Annotated in this window: 13 protein-coding genes; 8 read left to right on the forward strand and 5 right to left on the reverse strand. The window is 67.0% G+C overall.

Annotated elements, in window-relative coordinates:
- On the reverse strand, positions 1-762 hold a 762-nt coding region (locus ABY44_RS22405), incomplete at its 3' end, for an FUSC family protein (RefSeq protein WP_431642149.1).
- Between the two features lie 142 nt (positions 763-904).
- Between ABY44_RS22405 and ABY44_RS22410 the strand changes: the two genes are divergently transcribed.
- From ABY44_RS22410 to ABY44_RS22440, 7 genes are all read left to right on the forward strand, one after another.
- Entirely contained in the window at positions 905-1,807 is a 903-nt protein-coding gene (locus ABY44_RS22410) for a LysR family transcriptional regulator (protein WP_060173415.1), read from the forward strand.
- Between the two features lie 413 nt (positions 1,808-2,220).
- Positions 2,221-3,780, forward strand: coding sequence for a DHA2 family efflux MFS transporter permease subunit (locus tag ABY44_RS22415; RefSeq protein ID WP_027791881.1), 1,560 nt, complete (start codon positions 2,221-2,223; stop codon positions 3,778-3,780).
- Positions 3,781-3,934: 154 nt separating this feature from the next.
- Positions 3,935-4,264 (forward strand): hypothetical protein, encoded by a 330-nt coding sequence (locus tag ABY44_RS22420; protein ID WP_060173416.1) that lies wholly within the window; start codon positions 3,935-3,937, stop codon positions 4,262-4,264.
- A 257-nt stretch (positions 4,265-4,521) separates the two neighbouring features.
- On the forward strand, positions 4,522-4,857 hold the full coding sequence (locus ABY44_RS22425; RefSeq protein ID WP_021161344.1) for a hypothetical protein: 336 nt from the start codon (positions 4,522-4,524) through the stop codon (positions 4,855-4,857).
- A 137-nt stretch (positions 4,858-4,994) separates the two neighbouring features.
- Positions 4,995-6,584, forward strand: a complete 1,590-nt coding sequence (locus tag ABY44_RS22430; protein ID WP_059687091.1) for an ABC transporter substrate-binding protein — start codon at positions 4,995-4,997, stop codon at positions 6,582-6,584.
- 170 nt (positions 6,585-6,754) lie between these two features.
- Positions 6,755-7,297 (forward strand): class I SAM-dependent methyltransferase, encoded by a 543-nt coding sequence (locus ABY44_RS22435; RefSeq protein WP_021161346.1) that lies wholly within the window; start codon positions 6,755-6,757, stop codon positions 7,295-7,297.
- A 27-nt stretch (positions 7,298-7,324) separates the two neighbouring features.
- The gene (locus ABY44_RS22440) at positions 7,325-8,578 is read left to right on the forward strand and encodes a hypothetical protein (protein WP_060173417.1); all 1,254 of its coding nucleotides are present in this window, start codon (positions 7,325-7,327) and stop codon (positions 8,576-8,578) included.
- 32 nt (positions 8,579-8,610) lie between these two features.
- Here the strand turns inward: ABY44_RS22440 and ABY44_RS22445 are convergent, their stop codons facing one another.
- The 4 genes from ABY44_RS22445 to ABY44_RS22460 form a co-directional block, all read right to left on the reverse strand.
- Positions 8,611-9,927 carry an Nramp family divalent metal transporter gene (locus tag ABY44_RS22445; RefSeq protein WP_060173418.1) on the reverse strand — a complete coding sequence of 439 codons (1,317 nt, stop codon included), beginning with the start codon at positions 9,925-9,927 and terminating at the stop codon, positions 8,611-8,613.
- Between the two features lie 90 nt (positions 9,928-10,017).
- A complete protein-coding gene (locus ABY44_RS22450; protein WP_060173419.1) occupies positions 10,018-11,274 on the reverse strand; it encodes an oxalate decarboxylase family bicupin in 1,257 nt (418 codons plus the stop codon).
- A gap of 380 nt (positions 11,275-11,654) precedes the next feature.
- Positions 11,655-12,989, reverse strand: a complete 1,335-nt coding sequence (locus tag ABY44_RS22455; RefSeq protein ID WP_060173420.1) for a type II toxin-antitoxin system HipA family toxin — start codon at positions 12,987-12,989, stop codon at positions 11,655-11,657.
- 3 nt (positions 12,990-12,992) lie between these two features.
- Positions 12,993-13,241 carry a helix-turn-helix domain-containing protein gene (locus ABY44_RS22460; protein ID WP_021161351.1) on the reverse strand — a complete coding sequence of 83 codons (249 nt, stop codon included), beginning with the start codon at positions 13,239-13,241 and terminating at the stop codon, positions 12,993-12,995.
- Between the two features lie 259 nt (positions 13,242-13,500).
- Between ABY44_RS22460 and sapR the strand changes: the two genes are divergently transcribed.
- Positions 13,501-14,388, forward strand: coding sequence for a sap1 transcriptional regulator SapR (sapR, locus tag ABY44_RS22465; protein WP_060173421.1), 888 nt, complete (start codon positions 13,501-13,503; stop codon positions 14,386-14,388).
- The last annotated feature ends 18 nt before the right edge of the window (positions 14,389-14,406 follow it).

Consider the following 14,406-nt stretch of genomic DNA (forward strand, 5'->3'; position numbering starts at 1 on the left):
GGACAGCACGCCCAGCACCGCCGTGCGCAGATGACCGATCGCGTTGCGCACCGGCGGCGCGCCGGTGGCCGCATATTCGGCCGCCGTGTCGAGTTCGAGCGCATCCGCGAACAGCCGGTGCACGGCCGCGACGTTCGGCTCGCGGCGCAGCGCCCCCGCGCCGACCGCCGCCGCGCGGTCGAGATAGCGCTTGAGGCGCGTACGGACATCGTCCAGCGGCGCGCCCGGCGCGAAGACCGTATCGAACAGCGCGCCGCACAGGATGCCGACCACCACGTAGAGGAACCGCGCGACCGCGATGTCGAACGCGTGCAACGGCGCGGATACCGCATCCATCGCGACGATCGCGGCCGTGTAGCCGGCGAGCACCGCCGCGTAGGCGCGGAAATTCCGCTGGAACGTCGCGACGCCCGCGCACAGGCCGATCCAGGCGGCGAGCGCCGGCAGGAACAGTTCGGGGGTCTGCGCGAATGCACCGGTCAGCACGAGCGCGACGACCGCGCCGATCGCGGTGCCGAGAATCCGGTACTGGCTCTTCGACAAGCCCATCCCGCGGCTGCCCTGCGCGACGATCCACACCGTCGATGCGGCCCATTTCGGGTCGTCGAGATTCATCCGGAAGGCAATGTAGAGCGCGAGCAGCGACGCGGCCGTGTTGCGCAACGCGAAGGCGAGCGCACCGGGCGGCAGCGTGGGCCGTGCGTCGCGCAGCACGGTGCGGAAGGCCGCGCGCGGCGGCAGATCGGGCAAGGCGAATTTCATGCGGCGAGCATACGGGGGCGCGCCGCCACTAAGAGGCGCGGACAGGATGCGTTATTGCACCGGGCAGGATAATCGCCGCCGCACGGAGCGATCCGGCCGGCGAAGGTAAGATGCGCGCAGGTCGAACACGGAAGCACCCCGTATGAACTTCGAAAGCATCCGCATATTCCTGCGCGTGGTCGAGCGCGGCAACTTCACCGCCGCCGCCACGCAACTCGACATCCCGCTCAGCCGCGTGAGCCGCAAGGTCAAGCAGCTCGAGGACGATCTCGGCGTCCAGCTGCTGTACCGGACCACGCGCCGCGTGTCCGTCACCGAGGCCGGACGCGACTACTACGAGCGCTGCCTGCGCGCCGAGGACATCCTGCTCGACGCGGACCGCCAGGCCCGCGCGCTGCGCATGGCGCCGGAAGGCACGCTGCGCGTGCTGGTGCCCTACTCGATCGGCCTGTTCGAACTGGAGCCGGCGCTCGCCGAGTTTCGCCGGCGCTACCCGCTCGTCCAGCTCGTGCTGATCTACGACAACAACCCGCTCGATCTCGTCGAGCACGGCTTCGACGTCGCGCTGCGCGCGGGCGTGCTGACCGACTCCAGCTACATCGCACGCTCGCTCGGCTGGTCGCAGGCGAAGCTCGCGGCGAGCCCCGCCTATCTCGACCGCGTCGGCCGGCCCGCCACGCCGCAGGATCTCGCGCGGCACGACCTGCTGCTCGTCGGCCGCGACGCGCCCGGCCTGACGCTGCGGCTCACCAATGCGGCCGGCGAAGTCGCCGACGTGCCGGTGCGGCCGGTGCTGATCACCAACGAATCGGTGACGGTGCTGCGCCAGGCCGCGAGCGGCGGCGGCATCGCGCTGGCCTCGACGCACTACACGGCCCGCCGGCTCGAACGGAACGAACTCGAAATCGTGCTGCCCGACTGGCACCGGGCCGACGACGTCGAACTGCACGTGCTGTACCCGCGGCGCGCGACGCTCGACAGCAAGGTGCGCGCGTTCGTCGATTTCCTCGCGGAACTGTTCACCGCATGGCGAACCGCACCGTAACCGGCTCGGTTCGGCACGGTTCGCACACCGATTATTGCGCGGCGCGAAATCGATTAATGAGCCGGCCCGTGTTGATGGCGGCTCGCCGCATCGTTAGCCTGTCGCGATGCACAACGACTCTACCGGCGACGCCAGCCGCCTGACCGCTGCCCGCAGACGCGTCACGCGCGTCCCGCCTTCCTGACCGGCAGCATCCCGCCTTCCGAAGTCCGTCACGGCTTCGTGCATCCGATCGAGCCGCACATCGCACGCGTCGGCCCCGGCTACCGGGCCGCATCGCGCGCCGTGCGCCCTTCCGTTCAGCAGCCGCGCCGCGCCTGCGTCGCCTTCGCGCGCGTGCGTGCGCGGCGGCGCATGCCCGCCGCGACGGGCCGCAGCCGTCAAGCACCTTACGCTTCTTACGCAGGAAACCCATGTCCACTCCGTCATCTCCAGCCCCGCTGTCGGGCGGCAAGCTCGCGATCGGCACGATCGCGGTATCGCTCGCGATGTTCATGAACGTGCTCGACTCGTCGATCGCGAACGTCGCCATTCCGACCATTTCGGGCGACCTCGGCGTGTCGGTCGACGAAGGCACGTGGGTCATCACGATCTTTGCGGCCGCGAACGCGGTGTCGATTCCGTTGACGGGCTGGCTCACGCAGCGCTTCGGCCAGGTACGCCTGTTCGTCACGTCGATCCTGCTGTTCGTGTTCGCGTCATGGCTGTGCGGGATCGCGCCGAACCTGCCGACGCTGCTCGCCGCGCGAATCCTGCAGGGCGCGGTCGCCGGGCCGCTCGCGCCGCTGTCGCAGGCGCTGCTGCTCGGCGCGTGGCCGCGGCAGAAATCGTCGAGCGCGCTGGCGCTGTGGTCGATGACGGCGCTCGTCGGCCCGATCGCCGGGCCGTCGCTCGGCGGCTGGATCACGTACGACTACAACTGGTCGTGGATCTTCTACATCAACATCCCGGTGGGCTTCTTCGCGGCCGCCGTCACGTGGATCGTGTTCCGGGATCGCGAATCGGCCACGCGCCGCCTGCCGATCGATACGGTCGGCCTGCTGCTGCTCGTGCTGTGGGTCGCATCGCTGCAGATCATGCTCGACAAGGGCAAGGATCTCGACTGGTTCAACTCGCCCGTCGTCGTCGCGCTCGGCATCGTCGCGCTGATCGGCTTCGCGTTCTTCCTCGTGTGGGAGCTGCACGAGGCCAACCCGATCGTCGACCTGCGGCTCTTCACGCAGCGCAATTTCGCGGGCGGCACGATCGCGATCTCGGTCGCCTACGGGATGTTCTTCGGCACGCTCGTGCTGCTGCCGCAGTGGATGCAGGGCTATCTCGGCTACCGCGCGGTCGATTCGGGGCTCGCCACCGCGCCGCTCGGGGTGTTCGCGATCCTGCTCACGCCGGTCATGGGGCGCCTGCTGCCGCGCACCGATCCGCGCTACATCGCGACGCTCGCGTTCGTCGGCTTCGCGGTCGTGTTCATGATGCGCACGACCTTCTACACCGACGTGTCGCGCTGGGACCTCGTGCTGCCGACGCTGCTGCAAGGCATCCCGATGGCGATGTTCTTCGTGCCGCTGACGTCGATCATCCTGTCCGGGCTGCCGCCGGAAAAGATCCCCGCCGCCGCCGGCCTGTCGAATTTCGGCCGCACGTTCTGCGGCGCCGTCGGCACGTCGCTGATCAGCAACGCCTGGAACGACCGCACGATCCTGCATCATGCGCGGCTCACCGAACAGGCGAGCATCGACAACCCGACCTTCGCGCAACACGTCGACACGACGCGCTCGCTGCTGCACCTGAGCCCCGATTCGGCGCTCGCGCTCTTCAACTCGTCGGTCGATTCGCAAGCCGCCGTGATGGGGCTGAACGACATCTTCTATGTATCGGCGATCATCTTCGTCGCGATCATTCCGCTGATCTGGATCACGAAACCGTCGCGCTCGGGCGGCGGCGATGCCGACGCGGCGGCGGCCGGCGCGCATTGATCCGCGTGCGCGGCGGCCGGAGCCCGCGCCGCCACGCGCCGACGTAATAAAGACTTGCAATCGATACAGGCGGAAACGTCAACAGCCGGTGCCCGCGCCGCGTTTTCTGGACAAGCGCCCACGATTCGAGCGCGCAACGACAGGAGAAAACACCATGCGAGCCCTGACCCGCCATCTCGCGATTGCCGCCGCCCTGATGTCGGTACTGACCGGCACCGCGTTCGCCGACACGCCGTGGCAACAGGCGCATCCGCGCCGCGAAGCGGTCAACCAGCGCCTCGCAAACCAGAATCGCCGGATCCGTCACGAAGTGAAGGAAGGCGAAATGTCGCACGCACAGGCCGCGCGCCTGCACCGTGACGACCGCAAGATCCGCCGGGAAGAGCGGGACATGGCTGCGCAGGATCGCAGCCACATCACGAAGAGCGAAAAGCACGTGCTGAACCAGCAGGAAAATGCGGTCAGCCACCAGATCGGCCAATAAGATCGACAACACCGGCAGGTGCCCATTCGCCACCACCTGAAACGCCCGCTGCCGCCGCGCGGCAGCGGGTGCTTGTTGTGTATCGAATCGTTTCAACGCGTCAACGGCGTCAAATGCTGCGGGTATACTCCGTCGTCAGCCGCCTGCCGCATCGTCGTCCGTCAAAAATGGCCCGATTCCGGGCGGTTTCGTCGCGAAGCTTCGCGTTTCGCCTACCCCGCGCCCCAGCCTCGATACGAGACCCACGACGACCCACCATGAAACGATTCCTGCTGCTCCTTCCCGCCGCCCTGCTCGCCGCCTGCGGTTCCGCGCCGTCGTCCGACTCGGCCGCCTCGTCCGGCGCGGCGCCGATGATGTACGTGTCGTCGCAACGTCCGGCCTACGCGATCGCCAACTGCCTCGACAGCCGCCTGCCGGGCACCGAGCAATCGCAGCACAACGGCGTGACCGATATCGCCGTCGGCTCGAACTCGTACTTCGTCACGCTGACGCCGTCGGGCAACGGTTCGGTCGTCAAGGTCGTGCGCGGCTCGGGCAGCGAGCCGCCCGAGGAAACGATGCGCTTCGCGCTCGCACGCTGCCTGATCTGATCCGAACCCCGCCGATGCCGGGCGCCCGCCCGGCTCGCGCCTGCGCGCCGGCCCGTCGGCGCGCACGCTGAATATTTTCATCCGGGTGGCCGTCGATGAGAGAATCGCACCCACGATTCCCTTTCAACGGAGCCCGCATGAAGCACCTGCTGTCCCGGCTGTTCGTCAGCGCCGCGCTCGTCGCGCTTGTTCCGGCGCTGCCGGCGCAGGCGGCCACGCCGCCCGGCATCTTCGTCGTCGCCACGCAGCTCGGCGAATTCACGACCCTCGACCCGAGCGGGATTTACGAACTGGTGCCATCGGAGTACGTCGCGAATACCTACGAGCGGCTCGTGCGCGTCGACCTGAAGGACCCGACGCGCTTCGACGGGCAGATCGCGCAATCGTGGACGGTCGGCGCCGACGGCGTGACCTACACGTTCAAGCTGCGCCCCGGCCTCACGTTCCATTCCGGCAACCCGGTCACCGCCGACGACGTCGCGTGGTCGCTGCAGCGCACCATCCTGCTCGACAAGGGGCCGGCCGGCGTGCTCGCCGACCTCGGCCTCACGAAGGCGAACGTGGCGCAGAAGGTGCGCGTGGTCGATCCGCAGACCGTCGTGCTCGAAACCGACCGCAAGTACGCACCGAGCTTCGTGCTCAACGTGCTGAGCGCATGCCCGGCATCGGTCTTCGACAAGAAGCTGCTGCTGTCGCACCAGCAGGGCAACGATTTCGGCAGCGGCTGGCTCCGGACCAACGACGCGGGCTCGGGCCCGTACCAGCTCGTCAAGTGGACACCCAACGAGACCATCGTGCTGCAGCGTTTCGAGAAATACCGCACGCCGTACCCGATGAAGCGCGTCGTGCTGCGCCACGTGCCCGAAGCGTCCGCGCAACGGTTGCTGCTGGAGAACGGCGACGCCGACGCCGCGCGCAACCTGAGCCCCGACAGCCTCGCCGCGCTGACGAAGGCCGGCAAGATCAAGGTCGCATCGTGGCCGGTGTCCGCGCTGCTGTACCTGAGCCTGAACACGAAGAACCCGAACCTCGCGAAACCCGAGGTGCAGCAGGCGATGAAATGGCTGGTCGACTATGACGGCATCCAGCGCAACATCGTCAGCACGACGTACAAGGTGCATGAAACCTTCCTGCCCGAAGGCTTCCTCGGCGCGTCGAATGCGCGGCCGTACAGGCAGGACGTCGCGAAGGCGAAGGCGCTGCTCGCCAAGGCCGGCCTGCCGAACGGTTTCGACGTGACGATGGACATGCCGAACGACTATCCGTACCTCGAGATCGCGCAGGCGCTGCAGGCGAACTTCGCGCTGGGCGGCATCCGCGTGAAGCTGATTCCGGGCGATGCGAAGCAGGCGATCGGCAAGTATCGCGCGCGCCAGCACGACATCTTCGTCGGCGAATGGTCGCCCGACTACATGGACCCGAACAGCAATGCGCGCGGCTTCGCGTGGAATCCGGACAACTCCGACCAGTCGCCGACGAAGATGCTCGCGTGGCGCAACAGCTGGGACATTCCGCAACTGACGAAGGACACCGAGGCCGCGCTCGTCGAGCCGTCGCCCGCGAAACGCGCGCAGCGTTACGAAGCGCTGCAGAAGGCCGTGCTCGCGAACTCGCCGTTCATCATCATGTTCGAGAAGGTCGTGCAGGTCGCGACGCGCCCCGGCGTGACCGGGCCGGAAATCGGGCCGATCAACGACCTCGTGTCATACCGCACGCTGGCGAAATAATGGCGCCCGCCCGCGCGCCCGGCCCTGCCGGCGCGCGGGTAATCGCCGCGGGCCGCCGTGGCGGTGCTATGCCGTGCGGCGCGGGCGATCTACAATGCGCGACGCCACGGACGCCGGCCGCGACCGGCGACGATCGGGATCCGCCAATCCGCTTCGCCAAGGAAAACAGGATGCGCACGCTACAACAACTGCGAATGGAGTTCCTTCAGTACAAGATCGAGCCGATCGGCTGGCTCGGCGACAGCCCCTCCCGCTTCGACTTCTATACGCAAACGGCCGCCGGATGCGACACCATCCTGGAGCTCGGCGTGTTCACCGGGCTGACCACGACGGCCTTCCTGCTCGCGCAGCCGAAGCGCCTCGTGTCGGTCGACATCTCCGACGAGTATTTCCAGATCCGGCCCGAACTGGAGCAGGCGGCGAAAGACCTGTCGATCGACTTCGAATTCCGGATCGCCGACGATCTCGCGATGGAGCCGCTCGCCGCCGACCTGCTGTTCATCGACACCACCCATACGTACGAGCAGACGCTCGCCGAACTGAACCGTTTCGGCCCGCTGGCGCGCAAGAAGATCGTGCTGCACGACATGACCGTGGCCGGCGTGTACCAGGCCGTGTTCCAGTGGCTGTGGGACAACAAGCAGTTTCATATTACGTATCACGACAGCCGCGGTTGCGGCGCGGTCGTCTGCGAGCGCCACGTCGGCTACTGAGCCGGGCGCGCGCAACGGGGGGCGAACATGCAATCGAGCGAACACGCGGTCTGCGTGGCGATCAACGACAACAACCGCGCGTGGTACGAGATGCTCGTGCCGTTCCTGCTGTCGCTGCGGCACACCGGCTACGACGGCCGGATCGCGGTGATCGGCTACGGGCTGTCCGACCGCAAGCGGCAGATCCTCGCGAGCCAGTCGGTCGACGTGATCGACGCGTCGAGCGCGTATGCGCTGCCGGTCGGCCGCTTCATCGAGGCCGCCGAATATTGCGCACGCAACCCGCAGATCCGCAAGCTCGCGCTGTACGACGCCGACATCTGGTTCTGCGCGCCGCCGTTCGACCTGTTCTCGCAGATCGGCGACGACCGGCTCCACGCGTGCCCCGACCCGCTGTTCTGCACGTTCGTCGTCACGCCGCTGATCGGCGAGCGGCGCGACCATCACTGGCGCCTCGTCGTCGACGAAGTCTCCGCACGCCACGGCAGCGCCTTGCAGGCCGGGCTCGTTGCCGGGACCGCCGACGCGTGGGCACGCTACGCCGGCCACCTGCGCGACTGCGCCGCCCGCATCGGCACCGATTTCCAGGAATGCTTCGGGATCGATACGACGTTCCTGCACCTGTGGAGCGCCCAGGGCGAAACGGCGCTGCTCGATCCGGTCCAGAACTTCGTCAGCAAGTACGGCATTCACGAAGCGTTCGATGCCGGCACCGGCACGACGACGCTCCGGTATCACGGCGAGCCGATCCGCGCGCTGCACATGACCGGCGACATCCGCTTCCTCGACCGCTGGCGCTACTACGCGAACCACGTCGACGCCGCGCTGCGCGACGGCGTGCCGTTCGCGTTGTCGGACGGCAGGCCGGCACAGTCCGACGCGGTCGCCGCGCGCATCGCGGCAACCGACTACGTGCGCTCGGCCGGGCTGACCGTTGCGACCGCAACGATCGAGACAAGCGCGGGCGCCTACCTGCAGGCGATCGACGAACCCGGCGGCACGATGCTGATCGGCAGCGGGAACCACGAAGTCGTGTTCACCGCGACACGCGACATCGCGCGGCTGAACGTCTATGTCACGCACCCGTCCGGGTCGCCGTCGCCGCTGCTGTGCGAAGTGCTGGTCGACGGGCAGCCGCAGCGGAAAGGCACCGAGCTGACGGCGCATTTCACGTACCGGATCGCGCCCGGCACCGTCGTCACGCTGCGCTCGACGAGCCTCGGCGGCCAGCAGTGCAATGCGATCTGGCGGCTGCGCGAGGCGCCGGACATGCAGCAGTAGGCAGCGGGCAGCAGGCGGCGGCCCGCCGCCGGTCAATTGAATGCCGCCCACACCAGGTACGCATTCAACCCGACGATCACGACCGTCGCCGCGCCGGCGACGATCCGCAGCGGCATCCGCATCGCGTAAGCGCCCATCACGTCCGCGCGCGCCGACAGCATCAGCAGCGCGATCATCGGCATCGGCAGCACGAAACTCAGCACCACCTGGCTCGCGACCATCGCGCGCGTGACGTCGCAGCCGAGCGCGACCACTGCGAACGCGGGCACGACCGTCACCGCGCGCCGCACCCAGACCGGCATGCGGCGGTGGATGAAGCCCTGCATCACGACCTGCCCGGCCATCGTGCCGACCACCGAACTCGACACGCCCGAGGTCAGCAGCGCGACGAGAAACAGCGCGCCGGCCGCCGGCCCGAGCACCGGGATCAGCGTGTGATACGCGTCGCCGATGTCGGTCATGCCCGGCGCGCTCGCGTGAAACGCCGACGACGCCATCATCACCATCGCGAGATTCACGAACCCGGCCAGCCCGAGCGCGACGACCACCTCGCGATTCGAGAAGCGCACGAGCCGCCGCCGCTCCGTATCGTCGCGCGGCGCGGTGCGATCCTGCGTGAGCCCCGAATGCAGATACAGCGTGTGCGGCATGATCGTCGCGCCGATGATCCCGACCGCGATCGTCAGCGCCGCGCGATCCGGAATCTGCGGAACGACCAGGTGGAACGCGGCCGCGTGCCAGTCCTGCGGCGCGATCAGCAGTTCGCCGAGATAGCACGCGCCGATCACGCCGACCAGCGCCGCGATCGCGGCTTCCAGCGGCCGGAAGCCGCGCTTTTCGAGCGCGAGGATCGCGCAGGTCGCGAGCGCCGTCGCGATCATCCCCGCGAACAGCGACAGGTGGCACAACAGCCCGAATGCGAGCGCGCCGCCGAGGAATTCGGCGAGATCGGTCGCCATCGCGGCGATCTCGGATGCGACCCACATCCCCCATACGACCGGCGCGGGAAACCGGTCGCGGCACAGCTCCGCGAGATTGCGGCCGGTCACGATGCCGAGCTTCGCCGACATCGCCTGGAACAGCATCGCGATCGCGTTCGCGGCCAGCACGACCCACAGCAGCCGGTAGCCGTACGCGGCACCGGCCTGGATGTTGGTCGCGAAGTTGCCGGGGTCCATATAGCCGATCGACGCGATCACGGCCGGGCCGACGAACGGCAGCAGCGCGGCGACGCCGGTGCGGCGCCCTTCCAGCGCGGCACGCGCCGCGCCGTCGGGGTGGCCGGTGTGGCCGGCAGGCAGACTCGGCAGCGCGAAGCCGCCGGCAGGTTTGTTCGTGACGGGAATCATGGTGGTGTTCCGTTCGAATGAAGCAGGATTCCTGAAGGTCTGGCGCCGCGGCCGGCATGTCGGCTGCCGGCCGCGGCGGCAGCGGCGGCGTTACAGCGGCACGACGTCGGGACGGTTGCGCGGAAACTGCGCGATCACGTCCGGCGCGACGTTCAGGTGTGCTTCGACGAGCTTCGGCGGCGTATGCGCGAGCCAGTCGGACAGCGACACTTCCGCATAGCGGTCGGTCTTGAAGATCTCGAGGAACACCAGATCGGTGTTGCCGGTGTTCTGCACGTAGTGCCCGAGGCTTTTCTTCACGTAGCCGACGTCGCCCGCGCGGAAGTCGGCCGTCTGCGCCTTCGGCCCCGTGTCGAACACGGTCATCCGTGCCTCGCCCTGCAGGTAGTACTGCCATTCATCCGCGTTCGGGTGCCAGTGCAGCTCCCGCATGCCGCCCGGATGCACGGTGACGAGCGCCGCCGCGACGGTCGTCGACACGTTGAAGTTCGTGCTGTCCGCGATCCGCACTTCGCCGCCGCGGGTCTTCCTGACCGGTTTCATGTCGCCGAGCGAGAAGATGAACGGATGCGGCGGCGCCCCTGCCGCCGACGCCGATGCGCGCTGGGCTTCCGCGAGCGGGCCCGGTTCGTCGCCCTGGAAGATCCACAGGTTGTCGAGCGGGATGTTCCGGAATGCGTCGGCCGGCACGCCGAAGTTGAGCGCGAGCACGTCGGGCGGCGTGTGCGCGACCCAGTCGGTCAGCAGCAGCGTGTTGAATTCGGATGCGCGGCCGTTATCGAACGCGAGCAGGAATTCGGCGCCGTCGGTGCCGAGGCCCTGCAGCGAATGCGGCAGGCCGGGCGGGAAATACCAGAGATCGCCGGTTTTCACGTCCTGCACCGATGGCCGCCCGAGTTCGTCGAGCACCGTGATCCGGCACCGGCCGTCGAGCATGATGGCCCACTCGGCCTGCTGGTGCCAGTGCATCTCGCGAATGCCGCCGCGCGTCAGGCGCATGTTGACGCCGGAAATGGTTTCGGAAATCGCAAAATCGTCCTGGGTGACTTCACGCGCCCATCCGCCATTTTGAATTCTTTTATGCGCATTATTGAACGAGGCCCAGAATAACGGCATGCCGTTGATATCGGTGGCCGGCGGATCCTGAAAGGACGGAAACTGGTTGGCGATAGCCGGATTTTTGGGCCCCGGATCGGTCAGGCTCTGACGGTTGCGCGCATTGACCGCGCCTTCCGGCGGACTGTCCGGATTGCCGAACGAGGCGGCCTTGGCCGATACCGCAATACCGGCGGCGGCAATGGCGCCGGCCGTATTCGCCAGCATCCTGCGTCGAGAAAGATTCGTCATGACTTCTCCTTCATTCTTGCGATCAAGTGAATTCCCATTACGGAACACATGCCGTTTTTCGGATTATCGAAAATCGAACATCCCGTCACGCAAGTTAAATACAATTCGACGAATAAATTAAATGAATTATTAACCTGAATTAATGACTTAAGCTGATCGGCTTTAAATTTGTAATTATTGCGGTGCAGCGGGATGGCGGGAAGGGAACGGATTTCGGTGAATGAGGGGATAGGATTGCGCCCGGTCGTGACGACCCTGTATGGCGAGAGCACGAGATCGGGATACGACGCGGCCGATTCGAATCACCGATCGTATCGAGCGGGCCTGTGCGGATGCGAATACACCGGATCCCGGCGACCTGCGCCGCGACCGGAAGCGGTTCACTCTCGCGGCATCGCGTCGAGCCGTTGCGCGGCAAACCTCAAGCCGCCCAGAATCCGTTCCGCGACCCGTGCCGGAAAGCCGGGCGGCAACGCCGCGGCGACCGATTCGATCACATGCGGCGTCATCGCGACGAGCCGTTCGACGATCGGCGTCGCGATATCGCCGAGCAGGCAGTGCTCGGCCATCGCGCTGAAGTGCCGTCGCGTGATGTCGCGCATCGCATAGTGCTTGCGCTTGCCGTGCACGGCCATCGCGAGCTTCGCCTTGTGCCACGACCACTGGTTCGCGCCGTCGCCTTCGACCGGCCAGATCGACATCACGTCGTAAAGCGGCGTCAGCCGGAAACGGCCGCCCGCCAGCAGGCGCAGGCTGAAGTTCTTCGCATGCCCGTCCGGTGCGGCAAGCATCCAGAACACGATCAGGGCGGCGAACAACGTGTCGAGATCTTCCCGCGACGTTTCGGAGCGGCGCAGGAGGCCTGCGAGATCGGGCACACCGGGGCCGCCGTGCGACTCGTACTTCAGATGAGGCGGCACGCCGAGCGCCTGGCAGAAGTCCTCCTGTGGCAAGCGCAACAGCCACCCGCCATCGCGATGCAACGCACGATCGAAGCGTGCGACGGACAGAACCTTGTGCGCGCCGAAACGCACGATTTCCGCCTGCGCGACCGACAGGCCGAACGCGCGCAGGATCGCGAGGCACAGCCACTCGTTCTCGACGGAGGCCGTCAGGTCGGCCCGCTTGTTGCCGACCAGCCCGAGCGGCAATTTCAGAATATGCGTCGTCGGCGTCGCGCCATGCGGGCGCATCCAGCGCCCGTCATGAAACAGCAGTGCGGTCTTTTCCTGCGCGCCGGCCAGCGACAGCCGGAAATCGTCGTCGTCCCCGCCTGCCGTCGCCACCCCGCTCGCCTGATCGAGCACGCGTGCCACGTCGTCGTCCGACAGCGGCGTACCGTCGATGCGATTCAGGCCGGTCGGCGCATCGTCCTCGCCGAGCAATTGCACCGCGCCGATGCAGTCGCGGCCGAGCGCGGCAAGCAGATCGAACGGCTCGGTCGTCGCCGTGCCGAACCGGGCGGCCAGGCGGCGCCGAATGGCATCGCTGTCCGGCAGCAGGTTGTCGAAGAAGTGATTCACGCGTTCGCCGCGCAGCGGTGCTTCGCCGACACCGAACGGCAGCGACAGCGACAACGGGCGGCCGACGGCTGATTGTTTCCAGTCGGCGTCGTACAGGAGTTCCATGTCGCCGCGCGCGGGAATCCGCCACGTGCCGACCCGCTGGCCGTTCGTCCAGATCGACAATGCGCGCGTGTGCGTTCTGCGTCCCATCGCTTACCACTCGACGTCGGCTGCGTCGTGCCCGTCCTTCGTGCGAATGCTGAGTTCGAGACCGTATAGCGCGGTCAACTCGAGCAACTGACTAAGTGACAGGCTTTCGGTACGCGTGGTTTCGAGCGACGACAGGCGCGACTGACCCACGCCGATTCTCCCGGCCGCTTCCGCTTGTGTCAGGCCCTTTGCCTGACGCGCGGAAGACAGGATTTCGCCCAGTTGCGCGGACGTATTGACGATGAAGTTCACGGCATGGATCCCCGAAGACAATAAACGCAGTATATGCCTGACAGACATAAACGCAAATTATCTCTATCAGACATAAACGCAAATTATTCCTGAAAGAGATAAAACCATACCCTTTCCGGCGCCGACCGCCCCACCGTCGAACGCACTTCCGACCCTATCACCTATCCTCACACCATAGTTTTTATCCGCTGGCGCGAATGATTTTGGCTTCGTTAGATGGATGACATTCGATCATCAGACGACAACGATCTAACAGCCGATGACCTGCGCGTTCGCCCGTACCGTCGAATCCCGCTACGCCGAGCTCACGCCGACCGCGAAGCGCATCGCGAGCTACATGCTCGCGAACCTCGACCGGCTCGGGCTCGAAACGGCCGACCAGATCGCGCAGCAGGCCGGCACGAGCGGCATCTCGGTCGGGCGCTTCCTGCGCAGCGTCGGCTACCGCAATCTCGACGACCTGAAACGCGAGCTGCGCGGCGGAGGCGATCGCCCGTGGATGATCACCGATCGGCTCGACGAATACCGCCGCATCGCGGGTACGCAACCGGCCCACGGAAACGGAAACGGCGATGCCGGCAACAGCCCGCTCGCATCGTCGCTCGAGCGCGAGCTCAATGCGATCCGCCACGTGTACCGCCTCGCCGAAGGCCCGGTGTTCGCGCAGGTCGCCGACCGGATCGCGCATGCGGACGCGGTATTCATCCTCGGCATCCAGTCGACGCGCGGGATCAGCAACGCGTTCAGCAGCTATCTCGAGTACCTGCGCCCGCGCGTGTTCTATTCCGACGGCCAGTCGGGCTCGTACGTCGATTCGCTGAACTCCGAATTCGAGCAGCCGTACTGCATCGTCACCGACACCCGCGCGTATTCGCGCAGCGCGCGCCGCTATTGCCAGGCGGCCGCCGAGCGCGGGCAGCCGTTCGCGCTGGTCACCGACCTCTCGTGCCCGTGGGCGCGCGACTGGCCGGCCGACCTGCTGCAGGTGAAGACCGACGTCGGCCAGTTCTGGGATTCGCTCGCACCGCTCACCTGCCTGTTCAACCTGCTGATCACGGCCGTGGTCGACCGCCTCGGCCCCGCGATCGACCGGCGCGTCGCGCGCAACCGCGAACTGCAGCACACGTTCGACCAATTCGAATCCTGAGCGAGCCCGACCGAACCC

It is taken from the genome of Burkholderia sp. ZZQ-2, assembly GCF_050768715.1.
Classification (GTDB): Bacteria; Pseudomonadota; Gammaproteobacteria; order Burkholderiales; family Burkholderiaceae; genus Burkholderia; species Burkholderia cepacia.